This is a genomic window from Lysobacter sp. Soil_C_59, from assembly GCF_057656415.1.
On the sequence record NZ_JBDGKK010000001.1, the window covers coordinates 725,991 to 744,377 of the forward strand.

21 protein-coding genes are annotated in these 18,387 nt (G+C 67.2%); 12 read left to right on the plus strand and 9 right to left on the minus strand.

All coding sequences use genetic code 11. The annotated features are described in order from the left end of the window. Positions 1-4 precede the first annotated feature (4 nt). Positions 5-847, plus strand: coding sequence for a hypothetical protein (locus AC3A3Q_RS03225; RefSeq protein WP_487584845.1), 843 nt, complete (start codon positions 5-7; stop codon positions 845-847). A 114-nt stretch (positions 848-961) separates the two neighbouring features. Here AC3A3Q_RS03225 and AC3A3Q_RS03230 read toward each other — a convergent pair whose 3' ends face one another. Further along, positions 962-1,615, minus strand: coding sequence for a hypothetical protein (locus AC3A3Q_RS03230; protein ID WP_487584846.1), 654 nt, complete (start codon positions 1,613-1,615; stop codon positions 962-964). A gap of 140 nt (positions 1,616-1,755) precedes the next feature. Between AC3A3Q_RS03230 and AC3A3Q_RS03235 the strand changes: the two genes are divergently transcribed. Both AC3A3Q_RS03235 and AC3A3Q_RS03240 read left to right on the plus strand, forming a co-directional pair. Continuing rightward, complete coding sequence (locus tag AC3A3Q_RS03235; RefSeq protein ID WP_487584847.1) at positions 1,756-2,496, plus strand: arginyltransferase; 741 nt, start codon at positions 1,756-1,758, stop codon at positions 2,494-2,496. Positions 2,497-2,538: 42 nt separating this feature from the next. Continuing rightward, on the plus strand, positions 2,539-3,774 hold the full coding sequence (locus AC3A3Q_RS03240; protein WP_487584848.1) for an endonuclease/exonuclease/phosphatase family protein: 1,236 nt from the start codon (positions 2,539-2,541) through the stop codon (positions 3,772-3,774). Positions 3,775-3,832: 58 nt separating this feature from the next. Here AC3A3Q_RS03240 and AC3A3Q_RS03245 read toward each other — a convergent pair whose 3' ends face one another. Beyond that, on the minus strand, positions 3,833-4,255 hold the full coding sequence (locus tag AC3A3Q_RS03245) for a hypothetical protein (protein ID WP_487584849.1): 423 nt from the start codon (positions 4,253-4,255) through the stop codon (positions 3,833-3,835). Positions 4,256-4,282: 27 nt separating this feature from the next. Further along, the gene (gene purT, locus AC3A3Q_RS03250) at positions 4,283-5,482 is read right to left on the minus strand and encodes a formate-dependent phosphoribosylglycinamide formyltransferase (RefSeq protein ID WP_487584850.1); all 1,200 of its coding nucleotides are present in this window, start codon (positions 5,480-5,482) and stop codon (positions 4,283-4,285) included. Positions 5,483-5,725: 243 nt separating this feature from the next. Between purT and AC3A3Q_RS03255 the strand changes: the two genes are divergently transcribed. The 3 genes from AC3A3Q_RS03255 to AC3A3Q_RS03265 all read left to right on the plus strand — a co-directional run bounded on the left by AC3A3Q_RS03255 (position 5,726) and on the right by AC3A3Q_RS03265 (position 7,796). Further along, entirely contained in the window at positions 5,726-6,679 is a 954-nt protein-coding gene (locus AC3A3Q_RS03255) for a hypothetical protein (RefSeq protein ID WP_487584851.1), read from the plus strand. 60 nt (positions 6,680-6,739) lie between these two features. After that, positions 6,740-6,919 (plus strand): DUF4177 domain-containing protein, encoded by a 180-nt coding sequence (locus tag AC3A3Q_RS03260; RefSeq protein WP_158734146.1) that lies wholly within the window; start codon positions 6,740-6,742, stop codon positions 6,917-6,919. Between the two features lie 79 nt (positions 6,920-6,998). Beyond that, positions 6,999-7,796 (plus strand): M15 family metallopeptidase, encoded by a 798-nt coding sequence (locus AC3A3Q_RS03265; protein WP_487584852.1) that lies wholly within the window; start codon positions 6,999-7,001, stop codon positions 7,794-7,796. Between the two features lie 8 nt (positions 7,797-7,804). On the opposite strand, the gene AC3A3Q_RS03270 is transcribed toward AC3A3Q_RS03265, so the two are convergent. The 6 genes from AC3A3Q_RS03270 to AC3A3Q_RS03295 form a co-directional block, all read right to left on the minus strand. After that, the gene (locus AC3A3Q_RS03270; protein ID WP_487584853.1) at positions 7,805-8,167 is read right to left on the minus strand and encodes a hypothetical protein; all 363 of its coding nucleotides are present in this window, start codon (positions 8,165-8,167) and stop codon (positions 7,805-7,807) included. Between the two features lie 110 nt (positions 8,168-8,277). After that, positions 8,278-8,952, minus strand: coding sequence for a DNA-3-methyladenine glycosylase family protein (locus AC3A3Q_RS03275; protein WP_487584854.1), 675 nt, complete (start codon positions 8,950-8,952; stop codon positions 8,278-8,280). A gap of 1 nt (position 8,953) precedes the next feature. Continuing rightward, positions 8,954-9,319 (minus strand): DUF423 domain-containing protein, encoded by a 366-nt coding sequence (locus AC3A3Q_RS03280; RefSeq protein ID WP_487584855.1) that lies wholly within the window; start codon positions 9,317-9,319, stop codon positions 8,954-8,956. Positions 9,320-9,439: 120 nt separating this feature from the next. Next, positions 9,440-10,519 (minus strand): polyketide cyclase, encoded by a 1,080-nt coding sequence (locus AC3A3Q_RS03285; protein ID WP_487584856.1) that lies wholly within the window; start codon positions 10,517-10,519, stop codon positions 9,440-9,442. A gap of 184 nt (positions 10,520-10,703) precedes the next feature. Next, positions 10,704-11,345 carry a response regulator gene (locus tag AC3A3Q_RS03290; RefSeq protein WP_487584857.1) on the minus strand — a complete coding sequence of 214 codons (642 nt, stop codon included), beginning with the start codon at positions 11,343-11,345 and terminating at the stop codon, positions 10,704-10,706. After that, a complete protein-coding gene (locus AC3A3Q_RS03295; RefSeq protein ID WP_487584858.1) occupies positions 11,342-12,538 on the minus strand; it encodes a sensor histidine kinase in 1,197 nt (398 codons plus the stop codon). Before AC3A3Q_RS03295 ends, AC3A3Q_RS03290 begins: the two co-directional genes overlap by 4 nt. A 261-nt stretch (positions 12,539-12,799) precedes the next feature. Here AC3A3Q_RS03295 and AC3A3Q_RS03300 point away from each other — a divergent pair, with 261 nt between their 5' ends. From AC3A3Q_RS03300 to AC3A3Q_RS03325, 6 genes are all read left to right on the plus strand, one after another. Beyond that, positions 12,800-13,429 carry a GNAT family N-acetyltransferase gene (locus tag AC3A3Q_RS03300; protein WP_487584859.1) on the plus strand — a complete coding sequence of 210 codons (630 nt, stop codon included), beginning with the start codon at positions 12,800-12,802 and terminating at the stop codon, positions 13,427-13,429. 8 nt (positions 13,430-13,437) lie between these two features. After that, positions 13,438-14,205, plus strand: coding sequence for a septum site-determining protein MinC (minC, locus tag AC3A3Q_RS03305; RefSeq protein WP_487584860.1), 768 nt, complete (start codon positions 13,438-13,440; stop codon positions 14,203-14,205). Positions 14,206-14,229: 24 nt separating this feature from the next. After that, complete coding sequence (minD, locus tag AC3A3Q_RS03310; RefSeq protein WP_487584861.1) at positions 14,230-15,039, plus strand: septum site-determining protein MinD; 810 nt, start codon at positions 14,230-14,232, stop codon at positions 15,037-15,039. Between the two features lie 2 nt (positions 15,040-15,041). After that, the gene (gene minE / locus AC3A3Q_RS03315) at positions 15,042-15,308 is read left to right on the plus strand and encodes a cell division topological specificity factor MinE (protein WP_158734134.1); all 267 of its coding nucleotides are present in this window, start codon (positions 15,042-15,044) and stop codon (positions 15,306-15,308) included. Between the two features lie 45 nt (positions 15,309-15,353). Further along, the gene (locus AC3A3Q_RS03320; RefSeq protein WP_487584862.1) at positions 15,354-15,830 is read left to right on the plus strand and encodes a hypothetical protein; all 477 of its coding nucleotides are present in this window, start codon (positions 15,354-15,356) and stop codon (positions 15,828-15,830) included. Between the two features lie 174 nt (positions 15,831-16,004). Continuing rightward, a complete protein-coding gene (locus tag AC3A3Q_RS03325) occupies positions 16,005-18,023 on the plus strand; it encodes a M2 family metallopeptidase (RefSeq protein WP_487584863.1) in 2,019 nt (672 codons plus the stop codon). Positions 18,024-18,387: the final 364 nt, after the last annotated feature.

Consider the following 18,387-nt stretch of genomic DNA (forward strand, 5'->3'; position numbering starts at 1 on the left):
CGCGATGAGACAGGTATTCAGCAGCCAGCGCCTGGAAAACGTCGAGCAGGTCGCGCAGATGATGCGCGACGCCGACATCGAGGTGCGCATCACCAACGGCCGCTCGTACAAGGGCGGCCGGCGCGGCACTTTCAGCTACAGCGAACCCGGTGGCCCGAAGCCGGCGGTGTGGGTGGTGCGCTCGGAGGACCAGGTGCGCGCCCGCGAGATCCTGCGCGACGCCGGCCTGCTGGAGTCCACGCGCGAGAGCTTCCGCGGCCCCAGCTTCCGCTTCGAGCCCGAGACCCAGGGCAAGTCACCGCAACAGTCACGCATGCTGCGGATCAAGCTGGTGCTGATGGCGGGCATCGTGATCATCGGCGGCCTGGTGATCCGGCACGCGGTCAACCTGGACATCGCCAACGAAGCGCTCAAGGAGCATCCGCTCGATGGCTCCACCGCAGCCATCCCGCAGCCGCTGGCGGCGGCGGTGCTGACGCAGGAATTGCCGAAGGCGCGGCTGGACGTGCTGTGCCTGGCCGTCGATGGCAAGGACGCACCGGCAACGCTGGTCAGCGCGATGCAGCAGCCCGGCCGCCAGGTGGTGCCGGCGTCGCAATGCGTGCGCAATGCCAACGACGAGGTCGGCAGCCAGCAACGTGCCACCGGCGCGCCGGCACTCATCATCGACGTGCATGCGTTCCGCCCGCAGAAACGCGATGCCGCCAACGACGACGCCATCACCGGCGTGGTCGAGTACACCGCCTATCACCACCGCATGTCGGCCTCGTACAAGACACTGGAAGTGGCCCAGGTCGGCGGCACCGGCTGGAAGGTCGTGCGCACGATCAAGCACGTGTCGATGTAGGCCGGCGACAGCCAAAAAAAACCCGTGCCGCGGAGACACGGCACGGGTAGTCGGGATTTGCAGGACAGCCAGCACGTTGTTGTGCAGGCATCGACAGCGTCCGCGCGGGAAAGTTCAGTGGCGCGGCGAGTGCCTGAGATCGTCGCGGGTCAGGTAGCCGTCGCGGTCCTCGTCCATGAACGCGAACCCCTTGCTCAGGCGCGGCATGTTCTCGCTGACTTCCAGCTTGCTCAGCTTGCCGTCGTGATTGAGGTCGGCGGCGGCGAAGCGCTCCTCGGCCTGCTTGGCCCGCTCGGCCTCGCGCTGCGGACGCATCTTCTCGTGATAGCTGCGAAGTTCGCTGCGGACGACGTAGCCGTCACGGTTGCCGTCGACCTGGTCGAAGCTCTTGGTGAGCCACGACAGCGACGAAGCCTCGGTCTTGCTGATGCGGCCGTCGCCATCCTTGTCGGCGTCGATCAGACCGCCCATGCCTCGATGGCCCTCGCCATGGCCCTTGCCGCCGCGGTGGGGACGCTCGGAACGATCGAGCTTGCCGTCCTTGTTGACGTCGAGCTGGTCGAACTTCGCCGCCAGGCGCGGGCTGGCCGCGGCCTCGTTGCGATCGACCACGCCGTCGTTGTTGACGTCGAGCTTCGGGCGCGCCGCATGCGTGCTGTCGCTGGCCTGGGTCGCGGCCAGCGCGGTGCCGGCGGTGACGATCGCGGCGATGGCGACGGCAAGCAGAGCGGGAAGGGAATTGCGCTGGCTCGGATTGTGCTGACTCATTGGTAACGCTCCTGCGGGTGGCGTCGGTTGGCGCCGATGACCAGATCAACGCCCGGCTGCCGTTGCGGTTGACAGCTGGCGGGCCGCGTTCAGTCGCGCGACAGCGTTTTCCTCACGCGCCACGGCGCTATGCTGGCGCCATGGGCACCGAACCGCAGGACAGCGACGATCTCCGCCTGTTCCATACCGGCGAGCACGCCTGTGGCTACTGGCCCGAGCGCGTCGCCCGCGACCTCGTGCTCGACCCGCGCGACCCGCGCCTGCGGCAGTGGTACCCGCACGCGCTGGGATGGGGTTTCCGCCGCTCCGGTGACATCGTCTACCGCCCGCATTGCGCCGGTTGCCGGGCCTGCGTGGCGGTGCGCATCCCGGTCGACCGCTTCGTCCCCGACCGCAGCCAGCGCCGCTGCCTGGCCCGCAACGCCGGCGTCGAGATGCGCGTGCTGCCGACCCAGCGCACCGCCGAGCAACTTTCGCTGTACCGCCGCTACCTGGCTGCCCGGCACGCCGGCGGCGGCATGGACGGCCACGGCGCGACCGAGTTCGACCAGTTCCTGATCGGCAGCTGGAGCGAAGGCCGCTTCCTGGAGCTGCGCGAGGCGTCCACGCACGGCCCCGGCAAGCTGCTGGCGGTGGCGGTGACCGACGTGACCGAAGCGGCGCTGTCGGCGGTCTACACCTTCTACGATCCGGACCTGGCCGATCGCGGCCTGGGCACGCTGGCGATCCTGCGCCAGCTGGAATGGGCCCGGCGCGAGCGCCGTCGCCACCTCTACCTGGGTTACTGGATCCAGGGCCACGCGAAGATGGACTACAAGCGCCGCTTCCGTCCGCTGGAAGCATTCGATGGCCGCGACTGGCACGACCTGCCGCTGGCCTGATCCTGTCATTGCCGCTGCGCGCCGGCATGACATCATCGCGCGATGAACAGACTCTCCCTTCCCCTCATTGGCGCCGCCCTTTCGCTGCTTTGCGCGTGCACGCAGGTCAACATCAAGGGCGATCCCGAAGCATGGGCCCGATCGATGAACACCGGCACGACCCTGCGCGTGGCGACGTACAACACCTCGCTCTATGACGACCAGGACGGTGGACTGATCCACCGCCTGCAGGCCGGCGACCCCGGCGCGCGCAAGATCGCCGCGGTGCTGCAGCGCGTGCGCCCCGACCTGGTGCTGCTCAACGAGTTCGACTACGACGCCCAGGGCGCGGCGGCCGACCTGTTCCAGCGCGACTACCTCAGTGTCGCCCAGCCCGGCGGTGGCGAACCGCTCAAGTACCCGTATCGCTACCTGGCCCCGGTCAACACCGGCGTGCCCAGCGGCCTCGACCTGGATGGCAACGGCGAAGCTGGCGGCACCGGTCGCAACCGCGGCAACGACGCCTGGGGATACGGCCTGCACCCGGGCCAGTACGGCATGCTGGTGCTGTCACGCCACCCGATCGACGCCGGCCAGGTGCGCACGTTCCAGTTGCTGAAATGGAGCGCCATGCCGGGCGCATCGCAACCGCGTGATCCGGCCAACGGCAAGCCGTGGTACCCGGCATCGATCTGGTCGCAGCTGCGCCTGTCGTCGAAGTCGCATTGGGACGTGCCGGTGCGTACGCCGGCCGGCGTCGTGCACTTCCTGGTCTCGCATCCGACGCCGCCGGTGTTCGACGGCCCCGAGGATCGCAACGGCGTGCGCAACGCCGACGAGATCCGCCTGTGGCGCGAATACCTGTCATCGCCCAACGCCGCCTGGCTGTGCGACGACCAGGGTCGTTGTGGCGGCCTGCCCGATGATGCCCGTTTCGTCATCGCTGGCGACCTCAACAACGACCCGAGCGACGGCGATGGCCACCACGAGGCAATCGTCGAATTGCTCGAGCACGCGCGCGTGGCGCGGTACGCGACGCCGCGCAGCGAGGGCGCGGTCGAAGTCGGCGCGCGCTACGCCCAGGCCGGCATCGTCCGCCACGGCTCACCCGCCCACGCCACCGGCGATTTCGGGCCGAAGGCCGGGACGATGCGACTGGATTACGTGCTGCCCTCGGTGGGCTTCAGCGTTGAAGGGAGCGGTGTGTTCTGGCCGGCCGCGGCGCAGCCGGAAGCGGCCATTGCCGATGGCAGCGACCATCACCTGGTGTGGGTGGATGTGGGGATGGAGCCGCGCTGAGCCTGGCGGGCAATGGCAAGGTCAAGATGGGTCCCGGCGTTCGCCGGGACGACGGTGACTATGCCTTTGGCGGCAGCTTGGCCATCACCGGCGTGACCGGGTCGACCATCGGCTTCGGAATCTCCAACGGTGCGTGCACGGTCTGCGCGGATGCCAACGCCGTCGGCGGCACTGCCACCGCTTCGGCATCGGCAGGCGCAGCAACGACCCGCGGCCCGAATCCGAATACACCATCGCTGCGCGCCGACACGATCATCCGCACCATGTTGGCCGGCACCATCAGTTCCACCGCGATCGCATTGCCCTCGGCCGTGCGCCCCTCGATCGTCATCTCGATCAGCGCACCGCCGGTGTCGATCGAGTTGCACAGCACGTGCGGCCCACTGGCGCCGTCGTGCATGTACGGACGGATCGCCTCACCAAGCGCCTCCAGCGCCTGCGGGTAGAAGAACACGGCATAACCCTGGGTTTCGTCGAGCATGGTCGCGGCTCCTCGGGAATGATGCGTTCAGCGCAGTTCGATATTGAGCGCGGCAGCCGACCGCCGTGCGCGCTCGCGTGCCGTATCGATATCCTCGGCCAGCGCCAGCGTGACCGCGACACGGCGATGGCCCTCCACGCGCGGCTTGCCGAACAGGCGCAGCTGCGTGTCGGCCTGCGCCAGCGCCGCATCGACGCCGTCGAAGACCGGCACGCCGTGACCCTGCGCCAGCACCGCGCACGATGCCGCCGGGCCGTACTCGCGGATCGAAGGCACCGGCAATCCGAGGATCGCCCGTGCATGCAGGGCAAACTCGCTCAAGTCCTGCGAAGCCAGCGTGACAAGACCAGTGTCGTGCGGCCTGGGTGAGACTTCGCTGAACCAGACATCGTCACCCTTGACGAACAACTCCACGCCGAACACGCCCCAGCCGCCCAGATCGTCGGTGATCGTGCGGGCGATGCCCTGCGCGCGCGCCAGCGCCTTGGTCGACATCGGCTGCGGCTGCCAGCTCTCGCGATAATCGCCATCGCGCTGCAGGTGCCCGATCGGCGCGCAGAAAGTAGTACCGCCGACATGCCGCACCGTCAGCAGCGTGATCTCGTAATCGAAGTCGACGAAGCCTTCCACGATCACGCGACCGGCACCGGCACGGCCGCCGGTCTGCGCGTAGTCCCAGGCCTTGTCGATGCTGTCGTTGTCACGCACCAGGCTCTGTCCCTTGCCCGACGACGACATCACCGGCTTGACCACGCAAGGCAGGCCGATCGTCTCGACCGCTGCGCGGTAGTCCTCCAGCGTGTCGACGAACTTGTATGGCGAGGTCGGCAAGCCCAGCGTCTCGGCGGCGAGGCGGCGGATGCCTTCGCGGTCCATGGTCAGGCGCGCAGCGCGCGCAGTCGGGATGACCCGCGTCTGCGTGCCGCGTTCGCCGAATTCGCGTTCCAGGTCGACCAGGGTCTGCGTGTGGATCGCCTCGATCTCCGGGACGATCAGGTGCGGACGCTCGAGTGCGATCAGCGCGCGAATAGCGCCGCCGTCGAGCATGTCCAGCACGTGGCTGCGGTGCGCCACCTGCATGGCCGGTGCGTCGGCATAACGGTCGGCCGCGATCACCTCCACGCCGAAGCGCTGCAACTCGATCGCCACTTCCTTGCCGAGCTCGCCCGAACCGAGCAGGAGCACGCGCAATGCGTGCGGGGACAGAGGCGTGCCGAGGGTGATCATGTGGGGTCCGGGCGGAGGGCTGGCGATCAGTTTATGGGGATGAGGGCAAAAGGTCTTCAGGCTCTTGCCCCAGGATGCCCGCCCGAGCATGCCCGCCGGAGCGGGCCAGCCCACGCCGGCGCGCGTTCTGGCGGCCCTCAGGCCAACGGATGTGCACGCTGCGAAACACGACGGTTCCACAAACGTTCGCAATTTGTCGTCGCCACCTTTGTCGCGTCGCAAATCGCATGCCATCCTGTGCCGATGTCCGGCCCCGCCCCTGCCTCCGCAGCCGCGCAACGAATCGCCCTCGCGCTCGCCTGCGGGATCGCCTGCGTGATCGCCGTCGCCGGCTGCGCCGACGATGGGCCCGAGCCTGTCGAGGAAGGCCGCGGCACGCACCTTGCAGGCGTGATGATCGACCCGCAGCTGGACGAGATCAGCGGCATCGCCGCATCGCGCCGCCATCGCGACGTGTTGTGGATGCTCGACGACGGTGGCAACCCGGAGCGCCTGTTCGCGGTCAGCACCGGCGGCACGCGACTGGCCACGCTGCGCGTGGAGGGCGTGACCAAGACCGACTGGGAGGACCTGGCGTCCTTCGAGCTCGACGGCCGCAACTATCTGCTGATCGCCGATACCGGCGACAACGGCGGCCTGCGCCGCAGCCTGCAACTGCATATCGTCGAGGAACCGGCGCGGATCGAAAATGCGCGCCTGCGTCCGGCGTGGTCGATCGCCTTTCGCTGGCCCGATGGCGCGCGCGATTGCGAAGCGGTGGCGGTGGATGCGGAGAATCGCCAGGTGCTATTGATTTCGAAACGTCGGCAGCCGCCCGAGTTGTTCTCGCTGCCACTGCACCCGCGCGGGACGGCGCTGCAGACCGCGCAAAAGCTCGGCACCCTGGCCGGCGTGCCGCAGGCCGACGCCAATGCACTGCGCCGCAATCCGCAGCGCGCGCGCCTGGACAGCCAGGTGACTGCGGCTGACGTGTCGCCTGATGGCCGCACGCTCGCGGTGATGACCTATCGCTGGCTGCTGCTGTACCCGCGCCATGCCCGCGAGGACTGGGGCCAGGCGGTGGCGCGCGCGCCGAAGTTCGAACCACTGCCGTGGCTGCCGCAGGCCGAGGCGCTGGCGTGGAGCCGCGACGGCAAGCATCTTTATGCGACAGGCGAGTTCATCCCGGCGCCGTTGTATCGGATCACTCCGGGCTGACCAGACCGTTTGTTGACCAGCCCGTTGTTGACCAGCCCGTTTAACGATGAGGACCCCATCATGAGCCAACGCTGGACCTACGAAGTCATCGAGATCGTGCCCAGGATGCTGGGCCCAGCCGTCAGCGAGCGCCTGCAGGAAGAACTCAACCGCCTCGGCGAGCAGGGCTGGGAACTGGTGTCGGTGACGGCAGTTACGCCGTTCGACCACCTGCGCGCGGTGCTGAAGCGGCCGGTCTAAGGCCGCCAATCGGGGCTGAAGCCGCGCCCGCAGGCTGCGAGCATGGCAACCACCGCCGCGGGCCGCTAACCTGACGTCCATGCGCGGCCAGCCCCGAATCCTGATCAACACGCCGGAGATCGAACTCTGGCCGGGCGGGCTGTTGCGCGCTCGCAGCAACTTCGATGCGCGTGCCCTCGCCCGCGCCCGCCATGTCCTGCGCCGCAAGCGCGATGGCCAGTACCTCGCCGTCGACCTGCCCGAAGGCCTGCTGGCACTGGTGCCGCACCTGCGCCGGGAACCCGGGCTGGACGCCGCGCTCGACGCAATCGATGCCCCGCCCGCGCACCTGCGCGCCGGCATCGAACACGTCCGCGAACTGCCGCTGGACCGCCTCGAAGAGCGACTGCACGCGCTCGGGCTGGACGGCGAATACGGCGAGCGCACCGGCCTGGAGCTGGTCGCCGAACCGGACTGGCTCGCCTTCGCCGGATTCGACCGCTACCGCCGGCCGTTGTGGCTGCATGTGGAGGCCGCGCGCGCCTGGTCGCACCTGCACGATGCGGCACTGCGCGACGGCGTCGTACTCGAAGCGATCTCCGGCTACCGCAGCCACGACTACCAGCTGGGCATCTTCGAGCGCAAGCTCGCGCGCGGACTGGGCGTCGAGGAGATCCTCACCGTCAATGCCGCGCCCGGCTACAGCGAGCATCACTCCGGCCTCGCCCTGGACATCGGCGCACCGGGCGAACCTCCGGCCGAAGAGTCGTTCGAAGGCACCGCCGCGTTTGCCTGGCTGCGCGACAACGCAGAAGGGTTCGGCTTCGTGATGAGTTACCCGCGCGACAATCCGCACGGGATCGTCTACGAGCCCTGGCACTGGCGTTACCAGGGCTGACGCCGCGGCTATTCCTTGTCGAGGGTGATGCGCACGCCCTTCGCAGTCTGCTGGGTGATGGTCAGGTCGAAGTTGGCATCGCCCAGGTGCTTCTTGATCAGCACGTCCTCGCCATCGTCCACCTCTATCCGATAGCTGTTGCCAAGCTTGGCGCGCAGCTGGTCGCGGATCAGTCGGGCGACATGGTTCTCGTTGGCGTCCTTGGGAATGGCGACGGAGACATCGACCGCCGCATCCTTCAAGGGAGCGATATGGAAAACCACGACGCCATCGCTGTCGGCATCGCTGCTGACCTGGATGCGCCACTTGTTGGACGGGCTGGCGATGGCCATCGTCGATGCGAACAACAGCACCGACGCCGAAACCAGCATCCACCGCTTTGGAGCACCCTGTTGCCGGGATTGCATGCCACACCTCCCTGATCGGTCTGTAGGACCCGATCTTCCCGCAACCGATGTCAAGACGGCCTTGATGCGGGCGGTCAGTCCTGCGAGCGGTTGGTCGGAGTCCGCGCCTGGCCACCAAGGTCGGCGATCTTCCACAGATAAAGGCTGGCGTAGGTCCGGTAGGGGCCCCATCGCTCGCCGAGGGCGGCGAGCTCCTTCGGGGTCGGCATTTCCTCGAGCGCGTCGACGAGCTGGGCGCCCTTGCGGATGCCCAGGTCGTCGACCGGCAACACGTCGGGGCGACCAAGGCGAAACATCAGCATCATCTCCACCGTCCAGCGACCGATGCCGCGCACCGGCACCAGGGCGTCGATGATGGACTGGTTGTCCATGGTGCTCATGCGGCGCAGGTCGGGTATCTCGCCACGCGCCTCGCGCGCGGCGAGGTCGCGCAGCGCCAGTGACTTGTTGCCGGAAACACCGCAGGCACGCAGCGCGACATCGTCGATGCGGCCCAGGGTGTCGCAATGGAAACGCGTGCTGTCGATCGCCGCTTCGACGCGACCGACGATCGTTGCCGCGGCCTTGCCGCTGAGCTGCTGGTACAGGATCGCCCGGGCCAGGGCATCGACCGGATCGAAGGATCTGCGCCAGCGCGGATCCGGCGCCAGCGGACCGATCCTGCGCATCCAGCGGGCCAGCTTGCGGTCGCGCTTGAGCAGGTGCGCGTGCGCCGCATCTGTGTCGAATCCGCGCGAATGACGTGGCATTTCAGCGCCTCATGGCATCGGCCGCATACAGCAGCCACGCCACGATCATCAGCGTGCCGCCGAACGGCGCCAGTGCCGTCGATGCGCCAATGACGACCGCCGCAGCCAGGCTGCCGGAGAACAGCAGCGTGCCAAGCAGCAACGTCGAAAGCGCCGCGAGCGCGAGTTTGCGGCGCAGGTGCGGCGCCAATGCAACCAGCGCGATGCCGTGGCCGAACGCGAACAGCGCAGCGGAATACAGACGATGCTGCGCGCCCGCGTCGACGGCGTGCGCCGCGTAGGCCGACAAGGCGACCGCAACGGACGCCAGGACCGCACCTGAGGCGGTCAGCAGACGGGTGGGAAGCGTCGAAGCATTGGCGTTCATTCGTGTCGGTCGCTGGGGTGCCGCATCACGATATCAGCCGCGTGGCGTGCCCCAAAACAAAACGCGCCGCGGAAATCCGCGGCGCGTTCTGGTTTACAGCAGTTGCGAGCGAGGCGCGTCTTACTTGACGGCCCAGAACACGTCGTACTCGCCGTCTTCGGTGAAGCCGGCAGCGACGCCCGCCTTCCACGACTCGTACGGACGCTCGACGGTCTCGTAACCGTGGGTCAGCGCCCAACCGCGCAGGGCATCACGCACCTTCGCCAGGTTGGCCATATGGCCCTTGAACGACGGCACCATCGCGACCTTCGCCGGCTCGTTGAACACGGCCACGACCGGACCTTCGATCTTGACGTCGAGCTTGGTCGACGCGCTGGCTTCGTCACCGATCTTGCGGACCGGCTGGGCAACGTCGAAGGAGTAGATGTCGGAACCGAACTCGTTGGTGACGATGCGGACCGGACCGGCCGGCTCGAGGCCGTTGGCGGCCATCACCTTCTTGATCCACTCCATGTTGCTGTTGATCTGGCCCAGCACCTTGTCGTTGTTGCGCTCGACGGCGGCGGTCACGACCAGCAGGTTCTCGGCCGGACGATCGAACAGCTTCGGCGCCTTGGCCGGATCGTCCTTGCTCAGCTCGGCGTAGTCGTAGTTCGGCACGGCGGCGAGCATGTTGCTCAGGCGGCCCAGGCCCATCTTCATGTCTTCGCCGACGTTGCTGCTGACGTACAGGCCAGCGTAGCGACCGATCAGGTTCCAGCCGTAATCGACATCGTAGGTCTGGGTGATCTCGACGTTACGGCCACCGCGGCCGGTCGGCTTGAGGGTGAAGGCGGTGCGCTTGTTGTTGCCCGGCTCGATGTCGGTCAGGGCATAGGCAACCTTCTTGCCCGGAACGCTCTCGGTGATCTCCCAGCTGCCCTGGCGCAGACCCTTCTCCTTGGAGTCGTAGTCCATGCGGGCGCCGACGCCCGAAACCGGGCCGGAGAACTTCAGCTGCATCTTCGGATCGCGCAGGACCAGCGGGTTCCAGTCCTTGAAGCGGCGCAGGCTGTTAAGGGTGTCGAAAACAATCGTAACTTTGCGGTTGGTTTCAACCGAGTGCTGCAAATGACGGCTTGCCGGCAGCGCGATACCTACGATGAGGAACAGCGCGGCGACAATCGCCAAGGAAATCAAAATCTCGATCAGACGGGTCATTCAGGTTTCTCCGAGGGCCGGCACCCGGTCGGACCGGGACACAGACCCGCAATCGTATCAAGGAAGCTGCGGGCGGTGTAGGCGCCAATTCGCGGAAGTGACGGCGGCAGGGGCACCAGCCCCTGCCTGAGGGGCCGCCTGCCCCGGGGGCCGGAGCCCCACCCATTGCCCGCGAAGCCGGCCTTCAGACCAGCTGCAGCTCGAAGGCCTTGAGCACGGCGCGGGTGCGGTCACGCACGCCCAGCTTGGACAGGATGTTGGAAACGTGGTTCTTGATCGTGCCCTCGGCCACGCCCAGCGAATTGGCGATCTCCTTGTTGGAGAAACCGCCGGCCATCAGGCGCAGGATCTCGGTCTCGCGTTCGGTCAGCGGATCGGGACGGTCGAGGCTGACGAAGTCGTTGCGCATGTGCTCCAGCCCGGACAACAGGCGCTGGGTCACCGCCGGCTGCATCAGCGAGCCGCCGTCGGCCACCGCCTGGATCGCGCTGACCAGCTGCTCCAGCGACACGTCCTTGAGCAGGTAACCCTTGGCACCGGCCTTGAGCCCGGCCAGCACCAGCTGGTCGTCGTCGAAGGTGGTCAGGATGATCGTCGGCGGCAGGCTGTTGGTGCGTGCCAATGCCTGCAGCGCCTCCAGTCCCGACATCACCGGCATGCGCATGTCCATCAGGACCACGTCGGGCTTGATCTGCGGAATCATTTCCACCGCATGACGGCCGTCGCCGGCTTCGCCCACCACTTCGATGCCTTCGGCCAGAGACAACAGGGAACGCACACCCTGCCGTACAAGCGTCTGGTCGTCGACTATCAACACACGGATCATGCGATGGCTCCTTCGCAGGCAGCGGCAGCAGCCGCCGAGGCCGGCAGCGTCAGATGCAGGCAGAAGCCTGCTTCCGGCCGGGTTTCGATTCTAAGGTCGCCGCCGTGTTGCTGCAGCCGTTCGCGCATGCCGCGAAGGCCGTTGCCGGCGACGAAAGTGTCCGCACCATGACCATCGTCGCGCGCGCTCATCACGATGCAATCGCTGCGGCGGCCGGCGTTGATCCACAGATTGCGGGCGCCGGCGTGGCGCACCGCGTTGGTGATGATCTCCTGCGTGCAGCGCAGCATGACATGGGCGCGCTCGGGATCGTCCAGGGTCAGCGGCGCCTCGATGTCCATGTGGATGTCGAGCGAGGGCACGTTCTCGGCCAGCGGTAGCAAGGCCGCGCCCAGGTCGATGGCACCGCCTTCACGCAGTTGGCTGACCGCTTCGCGCACGTCGGTCAACAGCAACCGCGCCAGGGTATGGGCCTGCTGCACGTGCTCCTTGACCCGGCCCTCGGACAGGTGCCCGGCCACTTCCAGGTTCAGGCTCAGCGCAGTCAGGTGGTGGCCGAGCAGGTCGTGCAGCTCGCGCGAGATGCGGGTGCGCTCGTTGACGCGCACGCTTTCGCCCAGCAGGGCGCGGGTGGCGCGCAGCTCGGCGTTGAGGCGGCGCTGCTCCTCGCGCGCCTCGGCCTGCTGGCGGGCGACCAGGGCGGTGACGAACACCAGGCTGGAAAAGCCCATGTACGCCAGCGACTGCAGCACGGCCAGGATCGGCGGGAAGTCGAGGGCGCCGACGAACACCGGGATGATCGCGACGTTGCCGCAGATCAGCCAGACCAGGCCGAACCGCACCGGCATCAGCCATGGCAGCAGGCCGGCGACGACCATCAGCAGGATGCTGCCCAGGCCGGTGCCGGAGAAATAGCCGACCCCGATCGCGCAGGCGGTCAGGACCAGCAGCAGGCCATGGTCGACCACGCCCGGACGGCGCTGGCCAAGCTGGCGGGTGATCCACCAGTAGACCGCGCCGAAGGTGAGGTAGACCGAGAGCCAGCGCAGCACCTGCAGGGTCGGCGGGCCTTCGGCATCGGGCGCCAGCAGGGTCGGGTCGAGCCAGACGTTGAGCAGCCAGAGTCCTACCGCGCCCCAGGTGAACAGGCCCGCGTAGCGCAGTAGTCGAGTGTGATTCAGGCGGGCAAGCATGTCGGCATGCTAACTGCATCAAGGGCCTGGGGAGCCGTCCGAAAGTCATGCTGGAGCAACATGTTGTAGCAAGCGGGGCGAAAATAGGGGCAGCCCCGGCGGCAATCCGCCCGGCGGGACGGCCGGCCGACCCGACGTCCAGTGCCTGCCCTCCCGTTCGCCCTGCATTTCGCGCCGCCGGTCGCCCATGCGTGACGGCCATGCGATAATCGCCCGGCCGGACGTGCCATGCGCCCGGTTTACGAAATACTGGAGCCCGGAATGTCGATCGTCGTCCGCGACGTGCGTGAGCACGAGCTGGATTCCGTCCTTGCACTGAACAATGCCGCCGGCCCCGCGATCCTGCCGCTGGATGCGGCCCGACTGCGTCATTTCTTCGAAACCGCCGAATATTTCCGCGTCGCCGAGCGCGACGGTGCCCTGGCTGGATTCCTGATCGGAATGGGCAGCCACAGCGAACACGACAGCAGCAACTTCCGCTGGTTCCGCGAGCGCTATCCCGATTTCTTCTATATCGACCGCATCGTCGTCGCCAGCCGCCGTCGCGGCGGTGGCGTCGGCCGCGCGTTCTATGCAGATGCCCAGAGCTATGCCGAGATGCGCTATCCGCAGATGGCGTGCGAAGTGTTCCTGGAAGGCAGCAACGACCCCGCCCTGCTGTTCCATGGCAGCTTTGGATTCCACGAGGTCGGACAACACATGATGACCGAGGCGGATGTACGCGCCGCGATGCTGATGAAACCGCTGTGCAGCTATGCCTGGGTGCGCGACACCTACGGCGATGCGCTGCCGCAGGTGCCCTGGATCATCCAGGCACGCGGCCCGCGCAACCACGGTGGCCCCAAGGCCGCCGATGCGCTGATGCAGCGACCCACGGGAACCGGCCTGTGAGCGCGGCGATGGACTTTGAACCGGCCGGCGAACTCAAGATCGGCCAGGTCGGAATCGCCAATCTCCGCATCCGCACCCTCGACGTCGACCGCCTCGTCAGCGAGATGCGCGACCGCGTCCAGCGCGCGCCCAAGCTGTTCGCGCGCGCCGCGGTGGTGCTCGATTTCGGCGGCCTCACCCGCACGCCGGACCAGGCCACCACCACCGCGCTGATCAAGGGCCTGCGCGACGCCGGCGTGCTGCCGGTCGCCATCGCCTACGGCACCAGCGAGATCGAACAACTGTCCGAAGCACTGGGGCTGCCGCTGCTGGCGAAGTTCCGCGCGTCGTACGAACGCGACGAAGCCGCGGCTGCCGCCGCACCCGCGCCGCAGTCGGCACCGCCGCCGCGGCGCGAGCCGGAACTGGCTGCCGCGACCAAGGCCAGCCCTGCCGCCGCATCGGCATCGCCGGGCATGATCCAGTCCAAGCCGGTGCGCTCGGGCCAGCAGATCTACGCCGAGAACCGCGACCTGACCGTTCTCACAACGGTGGGCGCAGGCGCCGAAGTCATTGCCGACGGCTCGGTGCATATTTACGGACCATTGCGTGGTCGCGCGCTCGCAGGCGCGCAGGGCAACGAGCAGGCACGGATATTCTGTCGCGAATTCCACGCCGAGCTGGTTGCCATCGCCGGGCACTACAAGGTATTGGAAGAGATTCCCAAGGACCTGCGCGGCAAGGCCGTGCAGGTGTGGCTCGAAGACCAACAACTAAAAATCGCGGCACTTGACTGATGCCGCATCAACGGAGGATTTAACTTGGCCGAAATCATCGTAGTCACCTCGGGCAAGGGCGGCGTTGGCAAAACCACGACCAGCGCCAGCCTTGCCTGCGGCCTCGCCCGTCGAGGCCACAAGGTTGGCGTCATCGACTTCGACGTCGGCCTGCGTAACCTCGACCTGATCATGGGTTGCGAACGTCGCGTGGTTTACGACTTCGTCAATGTCGTCAACGGCGAGGCGACGCTGAGGCAGGCACTGATCAAGGACAAGCGCTTCGACAACATGTTCGTGCTGGCTGCCTCGCAGACCCGCGACAAGGACGCGCTGACCAGGGAAGGCGTGCAGAAGGTCCTCGACGACATGATCGCCGACGGCTTCGACTACATCGTCTGCGACTCCCCGGCCGGCATCGAGAAGGGCGCCTACCTGGCGATGTACTTCGCCGACCAGGCCCTGGTCGTGGTCAACCCGGAAGTGTCCTCGGTGCGCGACTCCGACCGCATCCTCGGCCTGCTCTCGTCCAAGACCCGCCGCGCCGAGAACGGCGAGCGCGTCAAGGAACACCTGCTGCTGACCCGCTACAGCCCCAAGCGCGTGGAAACCGGCGAGATGCTCAGCGTCGGCGACGTCGAGGAGATCCTCGGCCTGAAGACGATCGGCGTGATCCCCGAGTCCCCGGACGTGCTCAACGCCTCCAACAAGGGTGAGCCGGTGATCCTGGAGACCGAGTCCGACGCCGCACAGGCCTACGACGACGCCGTCGCGCGCCTGCTGGGCGACACCCGCCCGATGCGTTTCACCACTGCGGAGAAGAAGGGCTTCTTCAGCAAGATCTTCGGAGGTTGAGGATGGGCCTTTTCGATTTCCTGCTGGCCAAGAAGCAGACCGCGTCGATCGCCAAGGATCGCCTTCGCATCATCGTCGCGCACGAGCGCGCCGGTCGCGGCGGCACCAGCCCGGACTACTTGCCGATGCTGCAGCGCGAGCTGCTGGAAGTCATCCGCAAGTACATCAACGTCGACGCCGATGCGGTCAAGGTCGACCTGATCGGCGACGGCGACAACAAGGTCCTGGACATCTCGGTGGCGTTGCCGGAAAACCCGGCGCAGGCCTGACGCTCCGCCTCCCCTGCGCCAGCCGCAGGGGAGGCAGTACCACCCATGCTTACCCTGTCCGACATCGATTCCGCTCCGGTCGCCACCCTGCTCGCCCGCTACGGCCTGCAGCTTGAGCGCGTGGCCGATGGCCAGCCCATTCCGGGCAGTTACTGGGGCGAGTGCGAAGCCGGCCTGATCGGCCACAACGTCTATGCCCGCGGCGACACGCCGGTGCATTCGCTGCTGCACGAAGCCGCGCACCTGATCGTGTTGCCACCCGAACGCCGCGCGCAGGTGCACACCGACGCCACCGACTCGATCGAGGAAGAGGACGCGGTATGCGTGCTGCAGGCGCTGCTGGGCGATGCCCTGCCCGGCGTCGGCCGCGATCGCATCCTGGCCGACATGGACGGCTGGGGTTACACCTTCCGCCTGGGCTCGGCCCGCGCCTATTTCGAGCACGACGCCGACAACGCCTGGCAATGGCTGCACGAACGCGGCCTGGCTGACGCGGCGACCCGCACCCTGGGCCCCGCGTAGGAGCGAGCTTGCTCGCGAATGGCCGCCGGTGCCGCCTGGTTCGCGAGCAAGCTCGCTCCTACGCCATCCTGAAGGCCCCGGGCGGGACATCCGCACCTTGCACGACCGCGGACGGGCCACTAGCCTTCGGGGGCCTCGACGCAGCAGCGCGGGCCCTACCCGGAGAGAACGATGATGAAACCTGTACGCGCCCTGCTCGCGCTCGGCATTACCGCCGCCGTGATCGGATTGGCCGGTTGCAAGAAGGAACCGACCCCGGCCCCGACCACCACGGGCGGAACCGCCGCCACCGCGCCCGCAGGCGAGACCGCCGACCAGTTCATCGCCCGCGTCAACGACGAGTACCGGAAGATGTTCCCGGAGATGACCGCCGCACAATGGCTGTCGTCGACCTACATCAATGACGACAGCCAGCTGGTGGCCGCCAAGGCCAACGAGCGCTACCTCGCCCAGCTCAACAGCTGGATCGAGCAGTCGGCGCGCTTCGAAGGCCAGCAGATGTCGCCCGAGACCGCGCGTGCCATCCAGCTGCTCAAGCTGGGCACCTCGATGCCGCCGCCGAAGGATCCGGCCAAGCTCGAAGAGCTGACCAAGATCGCTTCCAGGCTCGAAGGAATGTACGGCGCAGGCACCTACTGCACCGGCGACGGCGACGCCAAGAAGTGCCGCCAGCTCGGCGAACTCGAGGACGTGCTGCGCAGCAGTCGCGACTACGACACCCAGCTCGATGCCTGGCAGGGCTGGCACTCCATCGCCCAGCCGATGCGCAAGGACTACACGCGCTTCGTCGAGCTGGTCAACGTCGGCGCCCACGATCTGGGCTTCGCCGACACCGGCGAAATGTGGCGCTCGGGCTACGACATGAGCCCGGCGGAAATGTCGGCCGAAACCGATCGCCTCTGGGGCCAGGTCAAGCCGCTGTACGAGCAGCTGCACTGCTACGCCCGCACCCGCCTTGAAGCCAAGTACGGCGACGACAAGGGCCACGTCGCCGGCAACATGCTGCCCGCCCACCTGATGGGCAACATGTGGCAGCAGGACTGGGGCAACCTCTGGGACATCCTGGCGCCGTACCAGAACGCCGGCGACCTCAACATCACCGCCGCGCTGGAATCGCAGTACCAGGCCGCGTATGACGCGCAGCTGGTCAAGCACGCCGGCCAGCGCACGCCGGCCGACCTGGCGCAGATCGAGCAGGACGCCAAGCTCGCTTCGGCCAAGCTGATGACCGAACGCGCGCAGGACTTCTATACCTCGCTGGGCATGCAGAAGCTGCCGGCGAGCTACTGGGACAAGACCCAGTTCATCAAGCCGCGTGACCGCGACGTGGTCTGCCATGCCAGTGCGTGGGACATGAACATGGCCGGCGACGTGCGCACCAAGATGTGCATCAAGCCGAACGAGGAAGACTTCACCACCATCTACCACGAGCTCGGCCACATCTATTACGACCTGGCCTACAACAAGCAGCCGCCGCTGTTCCAGCAGGGCGCGCACGACGGTTTCCACGAAGCCATCGGCGACACCATTGTCCTGTCGATGACGCCCAAGTACCTGCAGTCGATCGGCCTGGTCGGCGACCAGCAGCTGAGCAACGAGGCGCTGATCAACAACCAGATGCGCATGGCCCTGGCCAAGGTCTCGTTCCTGCCGTTCGGCCTGATGATCGACCGCTGGCGCTGGGGCGTGTTCGACGGCTCGATCAAGCCGGGCGAGTACAACAAGGCGTGGTGGGACCTGAAGGCCAAGTACCAGGGCGTGGCACCCGTCTCCGCGCGCGGCGAGGACTACTTCGACGCCGGCGCCAAGTACCACGTGCCGGGCAACACGCCGTACACGCGCTACTTCCTCTCGCACGTGCTGCAGTTCCAGTTCTACAAGGCGCTGTGCGATTCGGCCGGCTACAAGGGCCCGCTGTACGAGTGCAGCTTCTACGGCAACAAGGAAGCCGGCGCGCGCTACCAGGCGATGCTGAGCAAGGGCGCCAGCCAGCCGTGGCAGAAGACCATGAAGGAGCTGACCGGCGGCGAGAAGATGGACGCCTCGGCGGTGCTGGAATATTTCGCGCCGCTGCAGACCTGGCTCAAGCAGCAGAACGAAGGCAAGAGCTGCGGCTGGCAGGCCAGCGGCACGGCCGCGGCTGCGCCGGCGGCGAAGCCCGAAGCCAAGGCGGAGCCTGCGAAGAAGGGTTGAGTTCCTTCTTGTGCGATGAAAAGAGGCCGGCGCTTGCCGGCCTTTTTTTTCGGCGTATCTGGTGGGGGGAGGAGGTGGGGTGTATTCCGCGAACCTGCGCTTCGCTCCGTTTATTGTTCGCGAAATACACCCCACCCCCTCCTTCCGGAAGCTGTCGCTGTTTTATTGACCTCGACTGTTGCCGGGAGCGCAGTGCCCGCGTGATGCGTCTGCGACGGTCGGACTCGCACTGTGCCGGCCCTGGGCGGTGTCCGTGCCCTCGCTCATTCGCACGTCTGCTCGGTGAGCTCGGTCCCGGACGCCCGCGAAAGGAATTGGTTGTTCCGAAACCACTTGCGCCCTTGGCCCCTCTCCCTTGTGGGAG